We start from the raw sequence: 21,815 nt of genomic DNA on the forward strand, positions 1-21,815 counted from the left end.
TAGAGGGTGGTGTTCAGCGGCTTTCTTTTGCCTACTTTTCTTTGCCGCTGCAATGAAAAGTAGGTGCCGCCCCGCACAGGGGCAACGCCTGCAGCACCACTAACAAACCGCGGATGCCAGCAAAAAAAACCCTCACCCCACCCCCTTAGCCTTCTGCAAAAAAACACTCGGCGTCACGCCACAAAACCTTTTGAAATGCCGAGCCAGATGGCTCTGATCAAAGAACCCGACTTCAGTAGCAACAACAGCCCCTGGCACGCCTGCCAGCAGAAGAGTCTGCGCACGCCGAACGCGCACACCGCACAGATACCGATACGGCGACAGCCCCACCTGCTGCCTGAACACAGTAGCAAATCGCGAAACACTAAGCGCCGACAGTTCAGCCAGTTGAGCAAGACTCACAGCCTTATCGAAATTTGCCTCGATATAAACAAGCGCATCCCGCAGCGCGATAGAAGACGACTGAATGGCACTCATGAAGAAGCCTCAACAGAAGCAGAAGCAGAATCGGAAGCCGGCGCAGACGCAACTGCATGCTGCAAAGACCCACCGCATTGAAACCGCGCAATCGAAAACGCATCGAGTGGAATAACAGAACGCCCCGTATCGATCAGTTCAGCAAGCGTCTCCCCGACACCCGGCCCAATCTGAAACCCGGACCCGCTAAATCCGAACGCATAAAACAGGCCCTGCACGGCAGAACTCGCCCCGATCACAGGCTCGGAATCAGGCAAATAACTCTCGACACCACTCCACACCCGAATCACATTCAACGCCCCGAGCGCCGGAACGAGCCGCCGGAATTGCGCCATCTGCTGCACCGTGTTTTCCGGCAACACCGACGCCCGTCGCGTGCCGATATCGGCGGGACCGGACGGCCCGCCACCCAGCACGATATTGCCGCGCGGAATCTGCCGAAAGTACACGCTCTCTTCCTTGATCGACGTGTACACACCCATCGACGATCCAAACACGTATGGCACCGGCTCGGTCACCGCCATCTGCGGCCCGCGTGCAACCAGCGGCACGGGTTCGCCAAATTGCGCCGACAGCGCATTCGCCCAAGCGCCCGCGCAGATCAACACCTGTTCCGCCCGATACACGTCGCCCGCCGCGCTCTCGACCCTGAAGCCGCCCGCCTCGCGCTCGACCCGCACGATCTCCGTATTCTCGACGACGCGCGCGCCCAGCCGCGCCGCCGCACGCCCAAACGCCGGCGCAGCCAGCCGCGGATTGGCATGACCATCGAGTGGCGAAATCGACGCGGCCAGCACCTCGCGTCCGAGGAACGGAAAGCGTCTGAACATCGCCGCGCCGTCGAGCACTTCCAGATCGAGCCCGTAAGCGCGCGCCTCCGCTGCATACCGATAAAAATAGTCGGCGTCGCGCGCGTGATAGCAAACGCGCGTATGACCGGACGCGAGACACTCCACGTCTTCACCGAGCAGTTCTTTCGAACGCCGCCACGTTTCGAGCGCGCGATTCGCCATCGCAAGCTGGGTCAGCGCGCGGCCCTGACGGCGCACGCCGCCGAAGTTCACACCACTCGCCTGCTGCCCCGTCAAGCCACGTTCGAGCACGATCACCGAACGTTGCCTGCGGCGCAGAAAGAACGCCGTCGTTGTCCCGACGATCCCGCCGCCGATCACGATCACATCGGCCCGATCCGTCATTCGCTGAACTCCTGTGCGTGGCTTTCGTTGTTTTCCGAAGCGGCGGCCGTGGCGTGCGTGGACACCAGCGACATCGGCAGCGGCTTGACGGGCGCCTGACCGCGTAGCCGTCCAACGGCTTTGACCGGCACGCGAGCTTCGGCAGCGATGACTTCCGCGCCAGCATGCGCGCAGAAGCGCCCCTGGCAACGCCCCATGCCGACACGCGAAAATGCCTTCGCGCGATTCGCCTCCTGGGCGCCCAGGTCGCGCACCACGCGCCGCAATTCGCCCGCCGTGATCGCTTCACAACGGCATACGATAGTCTCGTCGGGCAGCGTCGCTGCAAGGCGCGCGGGCCACGGGAACGCCGCGCGCAAACCCGCCGCGAAGCGCGTGTACCGCGCAAGCTCGGCGCGTAGTTGCGCAACGCCTTTTCGCTCGACGTCGGCGACACGTGTCGCGCGGCCCGTTGAGTCGCCCTTGGCGTTACCCTTCGTCGCGAGCCTTGCGTCGGCTTTCATGTCGCTCCTCGTGTCGCCTGTCGCGCGCTCCTGTCCCTGGCTCTCTGCGCCACCCAGCGCATCAGCCAGCGCCGCCAACGCAGCAAGCCGTCCTGCGCGCTCAGCGGCATCGGCGCCGCGTACGCGCGCGCCATCGCCTGCCAGATACACGCCCGCTACACTGCTGCGGCCATCCGTATCGATGTGCGGCAGCCACGTCTGTGTCGCATCGTCGAAACGGAACTCGCAGCCGGCGAGATCGGCAAGCTGCGTCTCGGACCGCAAGTGATAACCCAGCGCGACGGCATCGCATGCCACGTCCAAATTCGCGCCGCTGGCAAGCTTCACGCGCACGCCCGTCACGCCCTGTTCCGTCGAACCGTCGATCACCACCGGCGTCACGCCGCGATGCACTGCCACACGCGCGCGACGCAGCACGCGCATCAAGGCGATACCTTTGAATAACGTCGAAGGAATAGCCAGCAACTGAGGCAACGCGCGCACGCGTTGCGCAAGCGTCGAGGTGTCGAGCACGGCACTCACCGTGGCGCCCGCCTTCACGTATTGCGCGGCGACGAGATACAGCAGCGGCCCGGTTCCCATCATCACGGTGCGCGCGCCTACTGCGCAGCCCTGCGACTTCAGCGCGACCTGCGCGCCGCCCAGACTGTACGCGCCCGCATGATGCCAGCCGGACACGGGCATCAGCCGGTCGGTCGCACCGCTGCAGATGATCAGCGCATCGAATGGAATCTCGCCGTAGCGCGTGCCGCTCACCACATGCACCGCCTTCGTGCCGATATTCCACACCAGCGTGTCGGGCCGATAGTCGATGTGCGCCCGCAAGCCGTCGAAATCGTGATGCAGCGACGCGGCCCGCGCCGCCTCCGTCCCGTACAGCGTGGCGTAGGAGCGCGAGAAGCCTTCAGGCTGGCGCCGATAGATCTGGCCGCCATCACGGCGCCCTTCGTCGATCACGACCGGCCGCAGCCCTGCTTCGACCAGCGCCTGCGCGGCGCGCACGCCCGCCGGCCCCGCGCCGATCACGATCACCCGCAGTGACGTCACGTCGCGATGCGCGGCCATACGCCCTCCCCGGCAAGCGCGATGCGCGTGACGATCGACATGCCCGGCGCCGCAGGCGTCGTGCAGGCACGCACGCGCTCGCCCTGCGCGGTCCAGACCCAGCAGTCCTGGCATGCGCCCATCACGCAGAAACCGGCGCGGCGGCCGTCGCCGAATTCTGAGTCGCGCAACGCGTCCTGCGCGGTCAACAGCGCGACCATCAGCGTGTCGCCTTCGGCTGCCTGCGTGACGATGCCATCGACGGTGATGTCGAAGGTCTTGCGCCCCGTCTCCGCCACTCTGACGAAGCGCGCCTTCATGCCGCCACCGTATCGGCGGTCTGCATGCGCGTCAGCTCTGCCGCCGAATGATGGCAAAGAATCTGCGCGCCCGACGGCAGCTTCTTGATCGAAGGCGGCGTGACATTGCACTTTCCATCGATACGCGCGGTACAGCGCGTGCGGAAACTGCACAAGTCATGCGCATCCACAGACGCGGCCATGGCAGGCAATGTGCCCGCCGTCACGGCCCGCCGCGAGTCGAGCCAGCCCGGCCGCAGCGCCGGCACGGAATCGACCAGCAGCCCCGTGTACGGGTGATACGGCGGCGCCGACAGCGCATCGCGCTGGCCCGCTTCGACGCATTGCCCCGCGTACAGCACGATCACTTCATCGCAGATCGCCCGCACGGTCGAGATGTCGTGGCTGATGAACATATACGACACGCCCAGTTCGCGCCGCAATTCGCCGAGCAGATCGAGAATCGCTGCGCCGACCACGGTATCGAGTGCGGAGGTCACTTCGTCGCAGAGAATCAGCGCAGGATTCGCCGCGAGCGCACGCGCCAGGTTCACGCGCTGCTTCTGCCCGCCCGACAGCCCGCCCGGCTGACGCTTCGCCACGGCAGCGGGAAGCTTCACGAGATCGAGCAGTTCGAGCATGCGCTTGTGCGCTGCCGCGCCACGCAGGCCGTGATAGAAATTCATCGGACGCGCGAGAATATCGGCGATCGTGCGGCTCGGGTTGAGCGCCGTGTCCGCGTTCTGGAACACGATCTGCACGCGCCGGTATTGCTCCAGCGTGCGCGCCGAGAGCTTCGCGGGCAGCGGCTTGCCGTCGAGCAACACCTCGCCGCGCGCACGATCGACGAGACCCGCCACCACGCGCGCGAGCGTCGTCTTGCCGGAACCCGATTCGCCGATCACACCAAGCGTGCTACCGCGCGCGATCTTCAGGCTCACATTGTCGAGCACGCGCACGGCGGGCACGCCGTTCGCGTCGATGCGTCCGTAGCCCGCGCTCAGGCTGCGGATTTCGAGCAGCGGCGGCGGCGCATCGCTCTCTTTCACTGCCAGCTCAGGCTCGCGACGTTGCGTCGCGGCGAGCAACTGACGCGTGTAATCGTCGGCGGGTGCGTCGAGCACTTGCGCCGTCGTGCCGTTCTCGCGCACGGTGCCGCCGTTCAGCACGACGATGCGGTCGGCCATCTGCGCGACCACGGCGAGATCGTGCGATACGTACACAGCCGTCGTGCCGAGTTCGCGCACCACCTTCTTGAATGCGGCGAGCACTTCGATCTGCGTGGTCACGTCGAGCGCCGTGGTCGGCTCGTCGAACACGACCACAGCGGGATCTGTAATCAGCGCCATCGCCGCCATCAGGCGCTGCAACTGACCGCCCGACACCTGATGCGGGTAGCGCGCGCCGATCGTCTCCGGCGCGGGCAGCGCAAGCGCGCGGAACAGTTCGACGGCCTTCGCTCGCGCGGCGGCGGGCGTCATCAGCTTGTGCAGCAGTGCGGGTTCCGTCACCTGATCCATGATCGTGCGCGCCGGATTGAAGCCCGCCGACGCGCTCTGTGCAACATAAGCGACGGTGCGCGCGCGCAACGCGCGCCGTCCTGTCTCATCGAGCGACAACACCTCCACGCCGCCGATCTTCACCGAGCCGCCCGCAATCGCGCATCCGCCGCGCGCGTGACCGAGCAAAGACAATGCAATCGTCGTCTTGCCCGAACCCGATTCACCGATCAGCGCCAGCACTTCGCCCTTCTTCACGCTGAAATCGACGCCCTTCACGATTTCGACGACAGGGTCCGGCGCCGCGCCCGCGACCACGCGCAGGCCTTTCACTTCGATCATGTTCATTTGCCGCCTCCGTGAGCGCGCGCACCGCGACGGCGCAGGCTGTCGATCAGCAGATTCACGCCGATGGTCAGCGTCGCAATGGCGACGGCGGGCATCAGCACGGCGGGTGCGCCTTCCGCGAGGCCGCCGATGTTCTCGCGCACCAGCGAACCCCAATCCGCGTTGGGCGGCTGCACGCCGAGGCCGAGAAAGCTCAGGCCGCTCAGCAGCAGCACGATAAACACGAAGCGCAAGCCGAAGTCGGCGAGCATCGGATGCATCATGTTCGGCAGCACTTCGACGCGTGCGATATAGAACAGCCCTTCACCGCGCGCCTTTGCGACCTGCACGTATTCGAGCGTCATCAGGTTGACGGCGAGCGAGCGCGAGATGCGAAACGCGCCGGGAATGTACGCAAGTGCCGCGACCATGATCAGCATCGGCACCGACGAGCCGAACGCGGCGATCACCACCAGCGCAAGCACCTTGCTCGGAATCGAGATCAGCGCATCGAACAGGCGGCTGAGCATTTCGTCGGCCCAGCGCCCAGACACGGCTGCCAGCAGCCCGAAGAACGTGCCGATGCAACTCGCCGCCAACGTCGACGCAAGCGCAAGCCCGACCGTGTACTGCGTGCCGTACAGCACGCGGCTCAGCATGTCGCGGCCCAGATAGTCGGTGCCGAGTGGATGCGCTGCGCTGTACAAGCCGAAGATTTCCGTCGACGTCACCGCGCCGCCCTTGTACGGCGCAACGAGTGGCCCGATGAACGCCACGCCGAGCCAGAACACGACAATCGCAAAGCCAATCAGGCCGAGCGTCGAAAAGCGGTCAGTGAGGCGGCGCAAGGCGCTGCGTTTGACGATCGGCGTTTCGGCAGGCGTTTCCTGAACGGCATCGGCGCAAGGCCGGGCTTCGTCGTCGGGCGCCGCGTAGAGAACGGTCGTCGCGTGAGATGTGGCGGGTCGGTTCATCGTTGACGCAGCCTCGGGTTGGAGATGATTTGACACAGATCGGCGATCAGCACGAGTGCGAGATACGCCGCGCAGAACACCATCACGCAGCCCTGCACCAGCGGCATGTCGCGGTTCGTGACGGCATCGACCATCAGGCTCGCAAGTCCCGGATAGTTGAAGATCGATTCGACGATCACTACGCCGCCGAACAGATACGACAGGCTCAGCGCAACGGCATTCGCAATCGGACCGATCGTGTTGGGCAGCACATGGCGCAGCACGATGCGCATCGGCGACGCGCCCTTGAGCAATGCCATCTCGACATACGAAGCATTCAGCTGATCGAGCACGGCCGCACGCGTCATGCGCGCCATCTGCGCGACGATCACGCAGCACAGCGTCATCACGGGCATCGCGTAGATGCGCAGCAACGCACCGAACGACGTCACCTCCGACAGATACGACAGCGCCGGCAACCAGCGCAGCTTCACGGCAAACACCAGCACGGCGATGGTCGCGATGAGAAACTCGGGCACCGCGACAGTCGAGAGCGTCAGCACGTTGAGCGTGCGGTCGAGCAGCGAGCCGCGAAACATCGCCGACACAACGCCGATCACCAGCGCAACAGGCACCGACACCAATGCAGTAAGACCGGCAAGCACCAGCGAATTAGGCAACCGCGTCGCGATCAGTTCGCTGACGGGCAGATTGTTCGACAGCGACGTGCCGAAGTTGCCGCTCACCACATGCATGAGCCACTGGACATAGCGCGTCAGCGCGGGCTGGTCGAGGCCGAACTGATGGCGCAGGGCCGCGACCTGTTCGGGCGTTGCGGCCTGGCCGAGCGCCTGTTGTGCTGCGTCGCCGGGCAGCAGGCCCGTGATCGCGAACACGATGGCCGACACCAGCAACAGCGTGAGCAGCGCGAGACCGAGGCGCGCGGCGATAAGTCGTTGCGCTTGGGCTTTCATCGGATATCGCCTCCTTCGTTTGAGACCGCGCACCGCCTCGCGGCGGCGCGCCTGCATGACATGCGTCGCTCAGGCGTCGAGCCAGACGATCTCGGCGAACATGAAACCCATCAACCCCGCCAGCGGAATCGAGCCGAGGCCTTGGAGCTTCGACGAATGCGCGTCGAGCGAACTCTGGAACATCGGAATGCCGATGCCGCCGTCTTCATGCACGAGCTGCTGCATGTCGCCGTAGATCTGCTTGCGCTTCGTGTCATCCGGTTCGCCGCGTGCGGCCACCAGCATCTGATCGAACTTCGGGTTCTTCCAGTTCGCTTCATTCCACGGCGCGTCGGATTTGAAGAACTGCGTGAACAGCACGTCGGCGCTCGGTCGCGCGTTGATGTTGCCGTAGCCGAGCGGATGCTTCATCCAGTGGTTCGACCAGTAGCCGTCCGACGGCACGCGCACCACTTGCAGATTGAGGCCCGCTTGCGGCGCGACCTGCTGCAGCAGCATCGCCATTTCGACAGAGCCTTCCGCTGCCGGCGATGCGTACAGTTGCACCGGCGCGCTGCCAAGCTTCGCTTTCTGGAAGTAGAACTTCGCCTTCTCAGGGTCGAACGCGCGTTGCGGCAGACCCTTCAGGTAGTACTTGTTGGTCGGATCGATAGGCTGATCGTTGCCGATCGCACCGTAGCCGAGAAACACCGCGCGGCGGATCTGTTCGCGATCCATCAGATGCATCAGACCACGGCGGAAATCGGCCGTGCCGGTGATGCCGCCATCGTCGCGGATGATAAGGTCCGTGTACTGGCCAGTCTTCGTCTCCAGTACCGAGAAACCGGGCGTGCCCTTGATGCGCGAGGTCGAGCGCGGGCTGACGGCGTTGATCAGTTGCACGTCGCCTGACAGCAGCGCATTTACGCGCGCCGATTCGTCGCCGATACCGATCAGTTCCACTTCGTCGAGATGCGGCATGCCGGGCTTCCAGTACTTCTCGTTGCGCACGCCGACCGTGCGCACGCCAGGCGAGAACTCCTTCAGCTTGAACGGGCCTGTGCCGACCGCCGTCTTGAAGTCGGTCGTGCCGTCCTTGATGATCAGGAAGTGCGAGGTCGCGAGAATCACGGGCAGATCCGCATTGGCGCCTACGAGCGTGATCGTCACTTCGTTCGGGCCGGTGGCCTTCGCTTCCTTGATCTGATCGGCGAGCGTCTTCGCTTTCGAGGCGACAGCGGGGTCCTTGTGACGCATCAGCGAATAGATCACGTCGTTCGGCGTGAGCGACTTGCCGTCGTGGAACTGTACGCCGCTGCGCAGCTTGACCACCCACACGGTCGCGTCCTTCGTATCCAGCGATTCCGCCAGCGCCATCTTTGCGCCCAGGTGCGAATCGAGTTCCGTCAGGCCGTTGTAGAACATATTGGCGCGCACGTAGTCGGTGCCGAGTGCGCCCTTGGCGGGGTCGAGCGTATCGGCGGCGGAAGCCGACTGCGTCGCCACGCGGATCTTGCCGCCCTGCTTCGGCCTGGCTTGCGTCTGTGCGAACGCGCCACTGCTGGCCGCAAGCAGGCCGGCGCCCGTCAGCGACATCAGGCCGCCTGCTGCCATCGCGCGCAGGACGTCGCGCCGCGAGGCGCCGCGCCGCGTCAACTCTTCGAGCCGGATGCCGGCTTGGGCGACTGCTTCAGGCGATTTATCGATGCTCATGAAACTCTCCGCGTCAGAGGGTCTTGGGGAAATCAATCGGCAGCTTCGGGCTGTCTGTGTGCGTGACGTCAACCGATGACGTCAGTAGAAAACATCTTTGATCTGGTAATACGCGCCGACCAGCGGCAGGAACCACGGCTTGCCCGTGTGTCCCGGAATCGCAGGCCAGTCGAAATCGCGCCACGGGTTAGCCGCCGCATTGCCGCCGATCACCTCGGCCATCACCTGGCCCATGTGCGTCGACATCTGCGTACCGTGGCCGCTATAGCCCATCGAAAAGTAGATGCCGTCATGCTGTCCGGCGCGCGGCAGACGGTCCGCCGTGATGTCGACGAGTCCGCCCCAGCAATAGTCGATGCGGGCATGCGAGAGGCTCGGGAAGGTCTGTGCAAGGTTGGCTTGCAGGATGCGTCCGCTTTTGGCATCGGAAGGCTGCTCGGATGCGGTAAAACGCGCGCGCCCGCCAAACAGCAGGCGCGAATCGGGCGTGACGCGGAAGTAGTTGTGCATCAGTCGGCTGGTCGTGTATGAACGGCGCTGCGGCAGCAGGCGCGCCAGCAGATCGGAGGGCAACGGCTCCGTCACGACGATGAACGAGCCGACAGGTGCGAGCCTGCGTCGATACCAGCCAAACGGCCCATGACGCGACGGACCCGTTGCGATCAACACCTGGTCTGCCCGCAACGTGCCGCGCGACGACTCGATGCGATACGCGCTGTGATCCTTTGCAATCGATGTGACGGCAGCGTGCTCGAACAGCTTGGCGCCCTTGCGTGCGGCCGCGTTTGCGAGACCAACCGCGAACCTGCCCATATGCATCTGGCCGCCACGCTTTTGCAGCAGGCCGCCGTAAAAGCTGTCCGACTCGACTTCACTGCGGATCGCGTCGCGCGAGATGATCTCGACATCGGGATCGACTTCGCGGCGGATCAGTTCGGCGGTCTGTTCGAGATGCGCGAGATGATGCGGCTTCGCGGCGAGCTTCAGCTTGCCCGACGCGAGATAGTCGCAATCGATCTGCTCTTCGCGAATCACGCGTTCAACCGTATCGACAGCCGCCGCATACGCGCGATAGCAACCCTGCGCACGCTCCACGCCGAGTTGCGCGCGCAGCGCCGCGTAATCCTGCGCGACGCCCGTATTGCACTGGCCGCCATTGCGTCCCGACGCGCCGCCGCCCATCCGGCCCGCATCGAGCACGGCTACGGATGCGCCACGCTTGCCCAACGCCAGCGCAGCGGACAACCCGGTAAAACCGCCGCCGATCACAGCGACATCGACATGTCCGTCAACAGGCCCTTCGCTCGCCTGAATGCCGGCGGGCGCGGTGTCGAGCCAGTAGGAGTCGAGTTTCATCGGGTGTCCTTGCGTGGATGCGCTGCTTGAATCAAAGGCCGAGTTGCGTCGCGAGATCGCCGATCGTGTCGACTTCGTAGTACTCGTAGTACGGCGTGCTGGGCTCGTGGCCGCGCTTGACGAAGGCCTTGTGTTTGATGCCCATGTCGTGCGCCGTCATCAGGTCGTAGCGCAGGCTCGACGACACGTGCAGCACGTCTTGCGGATTGCAGTTCAGCTGGTCGAACATGTATTCGAAGCCCTGCATGCGCGGCTTGTACGACTGCGCCTGCTGCGCGGTGAACACGCGATGGAACGGCGCGCCGAGCTTGTCGACGTTGCTCTGGATCTGATCGTTCGACGCATTCGACAGGATCACCAGCTTGTACTTCTTCGCCAGACGCGACAGGCCTTCGGGCACGTCCGGATGCGGGCCCCACGTCGGCACGGCGAGGTAGAACTTTTCGGCTTCGGCTTCGTTGAACTCGATGTTCATGCGCTTGCACGCACGGCGCACCGAATTGACGATCACATCGCGATACGGCTTCCATGCGCCGAGCACTTCATCGCGGCGATAGCCCGCGAAGAAAGCAACGAATTGCTCCAGTTCGGAACCGTGCAGGCGGTCCGCGTACATCTCGCGCGCCATGTCGGCCATGCGGAACTTCGTCAGCGTGCCGTAGCAGTCGAATGTGATGTACTTCGGCTCGAAATCGATCATGGTGTCAGTCCTATCGTGTTGTGAACTCATCGGGAGTTCAGTGGCGAAAACAGGAATCGCATCCCTGTGAAAAATTTAAACAGTGCAAAAAATCCGGCTGGCGCTGATTCGACGGGTCCCGGCGATACAAACCACGCGTTTTGAGGGGCATCGGCAGCAGACTATGCGGCGGCGTTTTTCGCGCTAACGCAGCGTAGAGAATTGCCCGGATTCGTCAGACCCTCGCGTCGATCAGCACGCTCTTGAAGCGCAGGTTCGCTTCGTACGCCTGCCGCCCGAGATCCTTGCCCAGGCCCGAGCGCTTGTAGCCGCCTGTCGGGATCATGAAATCGCTGGTGCGGCCGTAGCGGTTCACCCACACCGTGCCCGCCTCGATGCCGCGCACCATGCGCAGCGCGCGGCCCAGATCGGCGGTGTGCACGCCGGCGGCAAGGCCGTAGTCGGGATGCGCGGCGAGTTCGAGCGCTTCGTCTTCGGTGTCGAAGGTTTGCAGGGTCAGCACGGGGCCGAAGATTTCTTCGCGCACGGCTGGCGTCTGCTGCGTGACGTGGGTGAGTAGCGTTGGCGTATAGAACGCGCCCGGCGTGGCTGCGTCAGCGCGCTGGCCGCCGCAATGCAGTTGCGCGCCGCTCGCCACACTGCGTTCGACAATGCCTTCGATGCGCGCCGCCTGCGGCTCCGAAATGATCGGCGGCAGCGTCGCGCCCGGCGTCCAGGTCGGACCGGCTTTCAGTTCGCTGAAGATGCGCTGGATACGGTCAGCGAGTCCGTCTGCGATCGATCGTTCGACCAGCAACCGCGAACCCGCCACGCACACCTGTCCGGCATTGGCCGTGATCGCGCCGGCAATGCGGCGCGCGACGTCGTCGAGACGCGGCGCGTCGGCGAACACGATTTGTGGACTTTTGCCGCCCAGTTCGAGCGTGACGGGCTTCGTGCCGGTTTCGGCGCAGGCCGCCATGATGGCCGCGCCCGTGCGCGTCGAACCCGTGAACGTCACCTTGGCGATGCGCGGATGCCGCACGAGCGCATCGCCCGTCGTGCGTCCGTCACCTTGCACGACATTGAAGATGCCGGGCGGCACGCCCGCTTCAACCGCCAGTTCGGCGAGGCGCAGCACGGAAAACGGCGTCATCTCCGAGGGCTTCAGCACGACGGCGTTGCCCGCCGCGAGCGCGGGCGCGATCTTCCACGACGCCATCACCAGCGGAAAATTCCACGGTGCAATCGCGCCGATCACGCCGTACGGTTCGGCGATCGTCATGCCGAGATGATCGTGATCGGTCGCCACCACATCGCCGCCGATCTTGTCGGCGAACTCCGCGTAGAAGCGGATCCCTTCGGCGGTGAACGGCACGTCCCAGTTGAAGGTGTCGCGAATGGGCCGCGTCGAGCCGAGCGCTTCGAGCGGTGCGAGCGTTTGCGCATCGGCGGCGACGAGATCGGCGAAACGGCGCAGCACGCGCGCCCGTTCGCGCGGCGCGATGCGCGCCCAGCCGCTCGTTCGCCACGCAGTCCATGCGTTCTGCACGGCACGGTCGATCATCGCCGCATCGGCCACGGGCAGCGACGCGTACACGACGCCATCGGATGGCCGCGCGACGTCGATGCGGGGCCCTGCTTCATCGACATACGCGCCGCCGATGAAATGTCCACTGCGCACGCCGATCGTGTTGGGATCGAAACGGTCCATTTGCGTGAGTCCTCGATTGCCTTCGATGCTGGAAATCGTAGGCCCGGCGCCACGGCATATTTCACCGACAAAAAAGCGTCCACAGCACAATCGACGCGTTATCGCCGCCGGAACCTCGCGTTTTGCAGCGCGTCATCGGCGGCGTGCGGGGAGGCGCGCAGGACAGGCGGATCGTCCTAGCCACGCGTGCCGTACAGTGCGAAAGTCACGGTAACTGTCTTCAGAACGAGGAGGCCGGTGTGTCCGACCCAAACCAGCATGGCCTGATCGACTATCGCCCATTCACCTCCGACGATATCGCGGCGGGGCATGCGTTATCGAGTGCCGTCAGATGGCGGCATCGTCCAGATGACTGGCGTTTTGCTGCGCGCCTGGGCCAGGGCTTCGTCGCGGAAGACGAAAGCGGCGTGATCGGCACAGCGCTCGCGTGGCGGTTCGGTAGCGAAGCCGCGACGCTCGGCATGATCATCGTCGCGCCCGAGCGGCAGCGGCAAGGCATCGGGCGCAAGCTGATCGAACTGTTGATGAAAGATCTCGGGCCGCGCACGCTGCTGATGCATGCCAGTCCTGCGGGCGTGTCGTTGAGCGGGAAGCTCGGGTTCCAGCCTGTCGGCACGATCAACCAGCACCAGGGCGCGGCGTTTCAGCCGCCGCTCGTTTCATTGCCGCCGGGTGAGCGGTTGCGCCCGCTTGGGGTGAATGACGCGCCACGGCTTATCGAGCTTGCGACACGGGCGAGTGGACTGGATCGGCGCGATCTGTTGCCCGCACTGCTCGATGTCGCGAGTGGGATTGCACTGGATCGCGACGGTGAACTGATCGGCTTCGCGCTTTTCAGGCGCTTTGGCGATGGGCATGTGATCGGGCCCGTGATTGCGCCGGATTCACCCGATGCCAGCCGCGCGAAAGCGTTGATCAGTCATTGGCTGGCCTTGCATGCGGGCATGTTCGTGCGCATCGATACGCCTGTCGAGTTTGGGCTTTCTGCGTGGCTCGAAGGGCTTGGATTGCCGCATGTCGATAGCATCGAAAAGACGATGCGCAATGGCCCGCTTCCCGTCGATGCGCAGTTGAAGCAGTTTGCGATTACGAGTCAGGCGGTGTGGTGAAGCGGCGATGATGCTTCGTTGAACCGCGCCGCCGTCGTTCGGCGTTAATGCGCGCTGCCGCACGCTATTGCGCGTCGATTACCAAGGCCGGCACACTTGAATCGGGCGAACTACACGCAGGCAGTATTTCAAGTGTCTGCGTGTGCCATTGCTCCAGTGCAGCATGATGAGAAACGCTGATGAGTGAGCTGGCCGGCAGCTGTCGAATTAGCGTTTCATACAAATGGCGTTCAGTACCCTCATCTACTGCACTCGTAGCTTCGTCCATAAAGACATAGTCTGGCCGGTGCAGCAATACGCGCGCGAAAGCAAGGCGCTGTTGTTCTCCGGGTGACAGGCGCTGTCCCCATCGATCGGACTCGTTCAGACTTGCTACGTACTGCCCGAGTCGACAGTCTTCCAACGCCTGCTTGCATCTGGCGATATCAAACGTGTCCGCCGATGCCGGATAGCAGAGTGCGTTTTGAAGCGTCCCGGGCGGCACATAAGTCTTTTGCGGAAGGAACAGCAAACTGGCATGTTGCGGCAGATTCACGATGCCCGTACCGTAAGGCCATATCCCCGCCAATGTACGCATCAGCGTGCTCTTCCCGGCACCGGACTTTCCGCGGATCAACCAGCGATCGCCGGGAACGACCTTGAAAGTCAGCGGCTGCGCGAGAAGACGCCCTTCTGGTGTGTATAGCGACAACGCCTGCACATCGAGCATCGACTGCTGCACAGACGTACGCAAGATGTTCTCGGGCCCGCACTTCTTTCCGGACGACGACGCTTCTCCACGTTCCGCTTCCTGCTGAAGTCCCGCCAGACGCGCGACAACCACACGATAATGCTGTAAAGCGGCATAGCTATGGATGAACCACGACAGCGCGCTATTGACCGCCATGAATGCGCCCGACAACTGGGTCAAATCGCCGAAGCTAATAGCATGTCGAAGATATCGAGGGAGCGCTACGAAATAGGCAAAGACAAGCGATATATAGGTGATCAGTACATTGATCGGTTCAAAGCGCAATCTGAAACGTACAATCTGCCAAAAATTAGCGCGCACCGCTTCAAATCCGGACTTCATCCGGGTGCTTTCTGTATCCGAGCCGTGATAGAGCGCAACCTGCTCTGCATGCTCGCGCACGCCGGCCATCATGAAACGAAAGTCGGCTTCGGCGCGCTCCTTCTGGAAAGTAAGCGGCATCAGTCTTCTGCCAGCCACATGCACGATCCAAGAGGTGACGAGTGCATACGCCAATGCCACCCAGACCAGATATCCAGGGACACGCCAACGGGTTCCGAGCAAACTGAAATCAATCGGTCCGGATAACGTCCATAGCACCGCGACGAATGCCACCAGCGACGCACCCGTCTTGATCAATCCGAGAAAGAGGGTCTGCGTCTGCGTGACCAGCGCGTCAATATCAACGGTGATCCGCTGATCCGGATTGTCTACCGTTTGCTCGCGCTCGATACGATAGAACGCATCCCGGGCAAGCCATCGATCGATAAACCGATGCGTTAGCCATTCACGCCACAAGATGGTGAGCGTCGAGCTAGCCAACATAGCTGCCAGCGCCATCGCCACGAATGCGGTGACGATTCCGATAAATTGACCTGCCAATGGCCAGATCACCGCTTCGTCGTAACGAGCGATTGCATCCATAAAACGGCCGTTCCACTTGTTGAACCAAACCTGCAAGCCAGCGCTGGCGAGCGCTTCTGCCAGAAGAAAGGCCAACAATCCATATGCTTTCCACCGTTGCTCGGATTTCCAGAATGGCTGCACCAGTCGCCATGCTGCACGCAACGTTCCGCCCTGAGGCAATATCGGCGAGTCCGACTCCGCCGGCTTCCGCTTTGTCGTTTGTTTATGGCCGTCTTTCTGCGATCGTCGATAGTTCATGGATGCTGCTGCGTAATCGTTTGAGGTCGCTAATCATCGGATCGCAGTATAGGTGGGCGAACCTCAAAATCCGCTTTGAAATTGCGAAAATCAGGTTCGCCTTTTTCGAACGACAGCCATCCACGCGCGGCGGGCAGCCTGACTCACTTCAACTGAACCCGCTTGATCTCTCCAACAATCAGCAGATAGCTAACGATCGCGACCACCGCGTTACACGCGACAAACACGAGTGCACCGTTGAATGAACCCGTCTCCTTGACGATATAGCCGATGATAATCGGCGTGGTAATAGCGGCCACATTGCCGAACATATTAAACATACCGCCGCTCAAGCCCGCGATCTGTTTCGGCGATGTATCGGCGACAACGGCCCAGCCGAGCGCACCCAGTCCCTTGCCGAAGAATGCGAACGCCATGATCGCCACGACGACAGCCGATGAATCCACGTAATTGCACGCAATCATGCTGGTCGACAGCAGCATGCCGACGACGATCGGCACCTTGCGTGCTACCGTCAGCGAGCAGCCCTTGCGGATCAGGAAATCCGAGAAGATGCCACCAAGCACGCCGCCAATGAATCCGCACACTGCGGGCAACGCGGCAACAAAACCCGCATTGAGAATCGACATGCCGCGTTCCTTGACGAGATAAACAGGAAACCACGTCAGGAAGAAATATGTCAGCGTCGTAATGCAGTACTGGCTGATGTATACGCCAAGCAGCATCCGGTTGGTGAGCAACTGCCTCACGTACGACGCCTTCGGCGCTTCGTTCGCAACTTGTGGTGCAGCCGCAGCGACAGCAGCGTCATTCACGGCGTCGCGTTTCTTCGGCCCATCCATGTCGATGAGCGCACCGCCCTCCTGGATATGGTCGAGTTCGGCGCGGCTGATGCGCGGGTGGTCCTTCGGGCTATACACCGTCTTCATCCACACGAGGCTCACGACGATGCCCACCGCGCCCATGAAATAGAACACGTACGGCCAGCCGAAACGATGCGTGACCCAGCCCATGATCGGCGCGAACAGCACCGTCGCGAAGTACTGCGCCGAATTGAAAATGGCCGATGCCGTGCCGCGCTCGGCGGCCGGAAACCACGAAGCGACAATGCGCCCATTGGCGGGAAACGACGGTGCTTCGGCGAGGCCCACGAGAAAGCGCAACGCGAACAGCGTCGTGACGGCAACCGATACGCTCAAGAACGTCACCGCGCCCTGCATGATCGTGAACAGCGACCAGATGAAAATGCTCGCGGCGTACACACGCTTCGAGCCGAAGCGGTCGAGCAGCCAGCCGCCCGGCAACTGGCCGACCACATATGACCAGCCGAACGCGGAGAAGATGAAACCCATGGCCACCGCATCCAGGCCGAGATCTTTCGACATCGCGGTGCCTGCCATCGACAGCGTTGCGCGGTCTGCATAGTTGACGGCCGTAACCAGGAACAGCATGGCGACGATTCCGTAACGGATGCGCGTTCTTCGCGCGGCGGTCACGCCCTGCACAACGTTGGCCATCCAAAGTCTCCTTCTTTGCACCGCGCCCAGCCGGCAAGTTTGCGCAACCTGTGATGCAATGAAACGCGCGTTGCCTCATAGGTTGTCTGATGACAGATTGAAGGCTTATACCAATATTTGCAATCCGGCGTTTACCCTGAAGCCCGGCTCGTATTCGCTATCTCGTGGACTATCTGGCATGCGGCGTCTTTTCGGTATCGTATCCTGCGACCCGAAATCAATCCTTGTTGTACGACAACGTATATCAGCGAACAACCGGCACCATCCATTTCAGCGCCGATGCCCTGCCTTAAAATCGCCCGATGGAATACGCCCGCCCCATCATTCGCCCCTTGTCCGCACCCGACGCGCTTGCCTACGGGTCGTTGCGCCTGTGCGCGATCGACGAAGCGCCCGAATCGTTCCTGTCGACGCGCGAAGAAGAGGAGAAACGCTCGATCGGCGACATCGAGGCACGCATCTGCGCGACGGCGAATCAGGTGGTATTTGGTGCGTTCGAGGGAGAGACGCTCGTCGCCGTCGCCGGGCTGCGGCGCTATCCACTGCGGCCAGTGCAGCAGAAGGGCTTTTTGTGGGGTCTGTTCGTCGCGCAGGCGCATCGAAGAAGCGGCATCGCGCGCAGCCTGATCGCGGCCGCCGTCGAACAGGCGCGTGCGATGGGCCTTACCCAGATCGCGCTCAACACGGGCGCCGAAAACGCGAGCGCAATTGCGCTCTACCGGTCCGCGGGTTTCGAGGCAGTGGAAGAAGAGCCGGACGATGACACAGCCGGCGAGGACGAAGACCGCGAAGTCGAAATGGTGCTGCGGCTGGGCTAATCGTGGCCGCTTGTGTCCGCGTGCGTGTGCGTCAGTACTCGATGAACGTACGCAGCAGCCGGTTGAATGCAGCAGGCGCTGCGGCGTTCATGCCGTGCGACACGCCCGCCATCGTGCTGCGTTGCGCGAGATAGATCCAGCCTTCGAGGCTGTCGACGTTATTGCGGAACATGCGCGGACTCTTCTGCCCATCTATCAGCAGGGTCCGGCATTTGATCTGCGCGGCTGTGTCGCGTGAATAGGCGGGCAGCGGATCGCGGAACTGCTTGGGCAGCGTGCTGGCGTTGTCGATGGCCATCATGCGGAAAGCGTCCGTGCTCTTGCGCCACGCGCCCGGCGCGCTCACGGAATCGACGAACAGTTCGAGACCCGGTTCGATCACGCCCTCTTCGATCATGCCCGCCACCTTGGCACGCAGCGCGTTCATCGCCGAAGGCAAGGACGCCTCGCGCATGCCATCGAGTTGCAAGGGGCCGCCCGGATCGGCGAGCGTCAGGGATTTGACGAGCCTTGGATATTCGCAGGCAAGCTGAAACGCGACGCAACCGCCGCGCGAATGGCCCACCAGATGCACGGGCGCGAGATCCATCGCCACGATGAATTCGGCCAGTTCACTCACGTGCGCCTGCCAGCCGAACTCATTCTGGATGCACGCTTCAGCGGCGGGCCAGTAGTGACTGAGGCTCGGCGCGATACAGCGGAAATGCGCGGCCAGCGGCTCGATCTGCGCGTCCCAATAGCGGTAGTCGCACAGTGAACCGTGCACGAACACGACAGGCTCGCCCGCGCCCCGCTCGACATAGGGAATGCAGACGCCCGAGGCGGCCGTCGCGAAGCCCAGTTGCGGATCGGCCAGCAGCGAATGGTCGGTTCGCATGTTCATGGCAGTCACTACCTTTGTGTGTATCGTGGTGTGACTACTATGCAGGATTCTGTGGCGTAAGAAAAACGCGTAATTTGGATCGGAGGGATCAGGTTTTCTGATGGCAGAGCGGCGTGATGCGGGGTTTTAGCTCGCGCGTCACACACGCGTCACACACAATAGACAGCGGAAAAGTTGGCAAATAGCGCCGCGAAGCCGACAGGTGCCTCAACGCAACGCCGCCCTCCCCCCCGCAATCCAAGGCGTCCGCCAGTCCGGCATCACGCCCATGAAATCGTCGAAGTACGCAATCGCAATCGACGCCTCTTCGATCATATTCTCGCGGAACGACTGCCAGACCTTGATATTGCCCATCTTGTTCGACGCGGAAACGATCTGCCCGCACTCCTGCGCGATGATCTTGCGCACCAGCTCAGCGCAAAAGTGCGTGAGCGTGAAACCGGCCGGCCCCCATTTCGCAATCGCGTCGTCATCGTCTTCGGCAATATGATGCTCGACGCGCGGCAGCGCTTCGACCACGCGGGCCTTCAATAGCTCCGCAAGCAGAGAGCCGACCAGGAACTGGAAATAGTCGGGTGAACTGCGACGCAGATAGCGTTCGCAACTCTCCACCGTCTGCGTCCATGAAAAAAACGCGCCCGTCAGCGCGCGCTCGTTGACCGTGAGCGCAATACCGTAACAGGTCGACGCAGACCTGCAGTATTCGGTGAGCAAAGCCTTGAATGTCGACAGCTTCGTCGATGCCTGCCACACGTTTTGTACCTGATTTCGAATACCCACGCAGTCTGGAAGCATCGGGTCCCTCGCATCAAAGGTGCTTCAAAGGTATTTGACGATCCCCGCAAATTCCTGCTGCAACGCGCGCTCAACGTTGTTCGCGCGTAGCACTGCACGCAAGCGCGATTCGCGGCTGCCGACGATATCGGCAGCGAGATGCAAGGTGTCGTCGGGATCGCCAGGCAATGACGCAGGGCACACGCTTTTTGCGCAGCCAATCAGCCCGAGCAGCACGAATACATACGCGTTCGGCTCGGCGATCAGCCACCACGGCGCGAGCACGTCAGGCAGTTCGTCGAAGCGCGCGCTGCGGATCGGGCGCCGGTTGATCAGCGCGAGCGTGAGCTTCGCAAACGTGTCGCTCGATGCGCGTAGCGCGTCCGCGCCGGCCACGGCGGGAACCCGGTCAGCACCGCTGCAGAACGCGAGAAAGGCGTCGTTGATGCGATGCTCGAAAATCAGAACGTCACGCGCGCCGGCACCAAGAATGAAGCGTTTGGCCGCTGCGTAGTAGATGGCGGAATAGCCTTGCACCAGCTTTGTGTCATCCGCGCAGTGCGCGAGACTTTCCAGTTCCACATCGAGACTCACGGGTTCTTTCCAGTGATCCTGAAGCGGCGGGATGGCATGGCCGGCATAGGTCTCGGCCGTTTCGAGCAGCGAGTCGGCCAGATGCCCCATCGAGCCGAGAAACTGCGGCAGCGGAGGCCTCGGGAAACCGGGCTGCGGTGCCGAAGGTTCCGAAATTTTCGAGGTTGCCGCGTCGGTGCCCGGCACGTTGCGCGCCGTATAACGCAGCTGTCTCGCGCAATCCACGATCGCGATGCGCACCTGGTTCAGATCTGGCGCAATATGGCGTGGGATCAACGACTTGGCTTCCATGGCGACCTCGGTGGTGCAACTTTTGAAGTTAAGATAGCACAATTGTTCAGCTACGAACGTCACTTTCGATGGAGATTCAACGGGTGCCTAAAACGACAATCAAGCCTCGTGAAGATGAACCGGAAGATCAAAGTCCCGCGCGCCGCCTACGTCTGCGCGCCACCTGGATGTACTACGTCGAGGAAATGACGCAGCATGAAATTGCCCAGCGGCTCGGCATCGGAAGAGTCACGGTGGTGCGCATGCTGGCGGCGGCGCGCGAGCGCAACGAAGTGCGAATCTCCATCGACGACAAGCTCGCCGAATGCGTCGATCTCGAACGTCAACTCGAAACACGTTTCGATATCGACGAGGCCGTGGTGGTTCCGCTGTCGTCGGCGGACGCCGATGCGACGGCGTCCGTCAGCGCGGCAACGGGTGAGTACATCTCGGGCATGGTGCGTTCGGATATGAAGATCGGCGTGGGCGGGGGACGGACGCTCGTAAACTCGCTCGCGTACATGCGCGAAAAGCCCGTGGAAAACGTGTCGGTCGTGTCGATGCTTGGCGGCATCATGAAAGCCCGCCAGTTCAACCCAGCCGAATTCGCGTGGCGTTTCGCAACGCTGTATCAGGCGGACTGCTATCTGATGACGGCGCCGCTGGTGGTCGACAGTCCCGAAACCCGCACGACGCTGATCGAGCGCTGCGGCCTGCATGACGTGTTCGAGATGGCGCGCGCGCTCGACGCGGTGGTGCTCGGCGCAGCCGGCATGGGCGCCGACGCGACCTCGCACCGCTCGCGGCTGATTTCGGACAGCGACCGCGAGTCGCTGATCGCAGCGGGCGCGGTAGGCGACCTGCTGTTCCATTTCCTTGATGCCGACGGCCATCTCGTCGATCACCCCATCAACGAATGCGTGATGTCCGTGCCGCTCGACATCGTCAGGCAGGTGCCGCAGCGCGTGCTCGCGGCGGGCGGCAAGGGCAAGGTGCGCGCCATGCGCGCGTCGCTCGGGCTGCTCAAGCCGACCACGCTGATCACGGACCAGTTCACCGCCGCGGAACTGCTCAAGTCCGACCGCTAACCGACTCTTTCCGCGCCGCCACTGTCTGTGCGGCGCAGCAATCCCTCCCCCTTCTTTCCGCTCATCCAGACTTACCCTGGGATCCCTTTTATCCCGGCAAATGCGCTTGCCGTTGAATGAACATTTCACTATTCTAAAAAACAAATGTGCATCGA

General features: G+C 62.7%; 19 protein-coding genes. 3 read left to right on the top strand and 16 right to left on the bottom strand.

From position 1 onward, the window contains the following. Positions 1-132 precede the first annotated feature (132 nt). The 11 genes from DK391_RS17360 to DK391_RS17415 all read right to left on the bottom strand — a co-directional run bounded on the left by DK391_RS17360 (position 133) and on the right by DK391_RS17415 (position 12,713). Positions 133-477, bottom strand: coding sequence for an AraC family transcriptional regulator (locus DK391_RS17360; RefSeq protein WP_109479208.1), 345 nt, complete (start codon positions 475-477; stop codon positions 133-135). Further along, positions 474-1,673, bottom strand: a complete 1,200-nt coding sequence (locus DK391_RS17365) for an FAD-binding oxidoreductase (RefSeq protein WP_109479209.1) — start codon at positions 1,671-1,673, stop codon at positions 474-476. The genes DK391_RS17360 and DK391_RS17365 overlap by 4 nt, the downstream gene beginning before the upstream one ends. Further along, positions 1,670-3,241 (bottom strand): NAD(P)/FAD-dependent oxidoreductase, encoded by a 1,572-nt coding sequence (locus DK391_RS45310; protein WP_239482863.1) that lies wholly within the window; start codon positions 3,239-3,241, stop codon positions 1,670-1,672. Before DK391_RS45310 ends, DK391_RS17365 begins: the two co-directional genes overlap by 4 nt. Then, positions 3,220-3,540 (bottom strand): (2Fe-2S)-binding protein, encoded by a 321-nt coding sequence (locus tag DK391_RS17380; protein ID WP_109479210.1) that lies wholly within the window; start codon positions 3,538-3,540, stop codon positions 3,220-3,222. The genes DK391_RS45310 and DK391_RS17380 overlap by 22 nt, the downstream gene beginning before the upstream one ends. Further along, positions 3,537-5,366 carry an ABC transporter ATP-binding protein gene (locus DK391_RS17385; protein ID WP_109479211.1) on the bottom strand — a complete coding sequence of 610 codons (1,830 nt, stop codon included), beginning with the start codon at positions 5,364-5,366 and terminating at the stop codon, positions 3,537-3,539. The genes DK391_RS17380 and DK391_RS17385 overlap by 4 nt, the downstream gene beginning before the upstream one ends. Further along, entirely contained in the window at positions 5,363-6,319 is a 957-nt protein-coding gene (locus DK391_RS17390) for an ABC transporter permease (protein WP_109479212.1), read from the bottom strand. Before DK391_RS17390 ends, DK391_RS17385 begins: the two co-directional genes overlap by 4 nt. After that, on the bottom strand, positions 6,316-7,272 hold the full coding sequence (locus DK391_RS17395) for an ABC transporter permease (RefSeq protein ID WP_109479213.1): 957 nt from the start codon (positions 7,270-7,272) through the stop codon (positions 6,316-6,318). The genes DK391_RS17390 and DK391_RS17395 overlap by 4 nt, the downstream gene beginning before the upstream one ends. Positions 7,273-7,341: 69 nt before the next feature. After that, a complete protein-coding gene (locus DK391_RS17400; protein ID WP_109479214.1) occupies positions 7,342-8,964 on the bottom strand; it encodes an ABC transporter substrate-binding protein in 1,623 nt (540 codons plus the stop codon). 81 nt (positions 8,965-9,045) lie between these two features. Beyond that, a complete protein-coding gene (locus tag DK391_RS17405) occupies positions 9,046-10,320 on the bottom strand; it encodes an FAD-binding oxidoreductase (RefSeq protein WP_109479215.1) in 1,275 nt (424 codons plus the stop codon). Between the two features lie 31 nt (positions 10,321-10,351). Beyond that, positions 10,352-11,020 (bottom strand): haloacid dehalogenase type II, encoded by a 669-nt coding sequence (locus tag DK391_RS17410; protein ID WP_109479216.1) that lies wholly within the window; start codon positions 11,018-11,020, stop codon positions 10,352-10,354. A 214-nt stretch (positions 11,021-11,234) separates the two neighbouring features. Beyond that, positions 11,235-12,713, bottom strand: a complete 1,479-nt coding sequence (locus DK391_RS17415; protein WP_109479217.1) for an aldehyde dehydrogenase family protein — start codon at positions 12,711-12,713, stop codon at positions 11,235-11,237. Between the two features lie 239 nt (positions 12,714-12,952). Here DK391_RS17415 and DK391_RS17420 point away from each other — a divergent pair, with 239 nt between their 5' ends. Continuing rightward, positions 12,953-13,822: a GNAT family N-acetyltransferase gene (locus DK391_RS17420; protein WP_109479218.1), complete on the top strand. Its 870-nt coding sequence runs from the start codon at positions 12,953-12,955 to the stop codon at positions 13,820-13,822. Positions 13,823-13,886: 64 nt separating this feature from the next. On the opposite strand, the gene DK391_RS17425 is transcribed toward DK391_RS17420, so the two are convergent. Together DK391_RS17425 and DK391_RS17430 are read right to left on the bottom strand one after the other, a co-directional pair. Next, on the bottom strand, positions 13,887-15,716 hold the full coding sequence (locus DK391_RS17425; RefSeq protein WP_109479219.1) for an ABC transporter ATP-binding protein/permease: 1,830 nt from the start codon (positions 15,714-15,716) through the stop codon (positions 13,887-13,889). A gap of 143 nt (positions 15,717-15,859) precedes the next feature. Then, entirely contained in the window at positions 15,860-17,233 is a 1,374-nt protein-coding gene (locus DK391_RS17430) for an MFS transporter (RefSeq protein WP_109479220.1), read from the bottom strand. 302 nt (positions 17,234-17,535) lie between these two features. Between DK391_RS17430 and DK391_RS17435 the strand changes: the two genes are divergently transcribed. Then, on the top strand, positions 17,536-18,051 hold the full coding sequence (locus tag DK391_RS17435; protein WP_109479221.1) for a GNAT family N-acetyltransferase: 516 nt from the start codon (positions 17,536-17,538) through the stop codon (positions 18,049-18,051). Positions 18,052-18,082: 31 nt separating this feature from the next. On the opposite strand, the gene DK391_RS17440 is transcribed toward DK391_RS17435, so the two are convergent. The 3 genes from DK391_RS17440 to DK391_RS17450 all read right to left on the bottom strand — a co-directional run bounded on the left by DK391_RS17440 (position 18,083) and on the right by DK391_RS17450 (position 20,593). Further along, positions 18,083-18,934 (bottom strand): alpha/beta hydrolase, encoded by an 852-nt coding sequence (locus DK391_RS17440; RefSeq protein ID WP_109479222.1) that lies wholly within the window; start codon positions 18,932-18,934, stop codon positions 18,083-18,085. 207 nt (positions 18,935-19,141) lie between these two features. Then, entirely contained in the window at positions 19,142-19,714 is a 573-nt protein-coding gene (locus tag DK391_RS17445) for a hypothetical protein (protein ID WP_162600840.1), read from the bottom strand. Positions 19,715-19,753: 39 nt separating this feature from the next. After that, positions 19,754-20,593 carry a hypothetical protein gene (locus DK391_RS17450; protein WP_109479224.1) on the bottom strand — a complete coding sequence of 280 codons (840 nt, stop codon included), beginning with the start codon at positions 20,591-20,593 and terminating at the stop codon, positions 19,754-19,756. Between the two features lie 83 nt (positions 20,594-20,676). Here DK391_RS17450 and DK391_RS17455 point away from each other — a divergent pair, with 83 nt between their 5' ends. Continuing rightward, positions 20,677-21,660, top strand: coding sequence for a sugar-binding transcriptional regulator (locus DK391_RS17455; protein ID WP_204117384.1), 984 nt, complete (start codon positions 20,677-20,679; stop codon positions 21,658-21,660). Positions 21,661-21,815 lie beyond the last annotated feature (155 nt).

Origin of the sequence: Paraburkholderia sp. C35 (assembly GCF_003121405.1) — a bacterium.
Taxonomy (GTDB): domain Bacteria; phylum Pseudomonadota; class Gammaproteobacteria; order Burkholderiales; family Burkholderiaceae; genus Paraburkholderia.

Coding starts and splice junctions, on each gene's coding strand:
- DK391_RS17360 (WP_109479208.1), bottom strand. CDS start 477: ATGAGTGCCATTCAGTCGTCTTCTATCGCGCTGCGGGATGCGCTTGTT.
- DK391_RS17365 (WP_109479209.1), bottom strand. CDS start 1,673: ATGACGGATCGGGCCGATGTGATCGTGATCGGCGGCGGGATCGTCGGG.
- DK391_RS45310 (WP_239482863.1), bottom strand. CDS start 3,241: ATGGCCGCGCATCGCGACGTGACGTCACTGCGGGTGATCGTGATCGGC.
- DK391_RS17380 (WP_109479210.1), bottom strand. CDS start 3,540: ATGAAGGCGCGCTTCGTCAGAGTGGCGGAGACGGGGCGCAAGACCTTC.
- DK391_RS17385 (WP_109479211.1), bottom strand. CDS start 5,366: ATGAACATGATCGAAGTGAAAGGCCTGCGCGTGGTCGCGGGCGCGGCG.
- DK391_RS17390 (WP_109479212.1), bottom strand. CDS start 6,319: ATGAACCGACCCGCCACATCTCACGCGACGACCGTTCTCTACGCGGCG.
- DK391_RS17395 (WP_109479213.1), bottom strand. CDS start 7,272: ATGAAAGCCCAAGCGCAACGACTTATCGCCGCGCGCCTCGGTCTCGCG.
- DK391_RS17400 (WP_109479214.1), bottom strand. CDS start 8,964: ATGAGCATCGATAAATCGCCTGAAGCAGTCGCCCAAGCCGGCATCCGG.
- DK391_RS17405 (WP_109479215.1), bottom strand. CDS start 10,320: ATGAAACTCGACTCCTACTGGCTCGACACCGCGCCCGCCGGCATTCAG.
- DK391_RS17410 (WP_109479216.1), bottom strand. CDS start 11,020: ATGATCGATTTCGAGCCGAAGTACATCACATTCGACTGCTACGGCACG.
- DK391_RS17415 (WP_109479217.1), bottom strand. CDS start 12,713: ATGGACCGTTTCGATCCCAACACGATCGGCGTGCGCAGTGGACATTTC.
- DK391_RS17425 (WP_109479219.1), bottom strand. CDS start 15,716: ATGAACTATCGACGATCGCAGAAAGACGGCCATAAACAAACGACAAAG.
- DK391_RS17430 (WP_109479220.1), bottom strand. CDS start 17,233: ATGGCCAACGTTGTGCAGGGCGTGACCGCCGCGCGAAGAACGCGCATC.
- DK391_RS17435 (WP_109479221.1), top strand. CDS start 17,536: ATGGAATACGCCCGCCCCATCATTCGCCCCTTGTCCGCACCCGACGCG.
- DK391_RS17440 (WP_109479222.1), bottom strand. CDS start 18,934: ATGAACATGCGAACCGACCATTCGCTGCTGGCCGATCCGCAACTGGGC.
- DK391_RS17450 (WP_109479224.1), bottom strand. CDS start 20,593: ATGGAAGCCAAGTCGTTGATCCCACGCCATATTGCGCCAGATCTGAAC.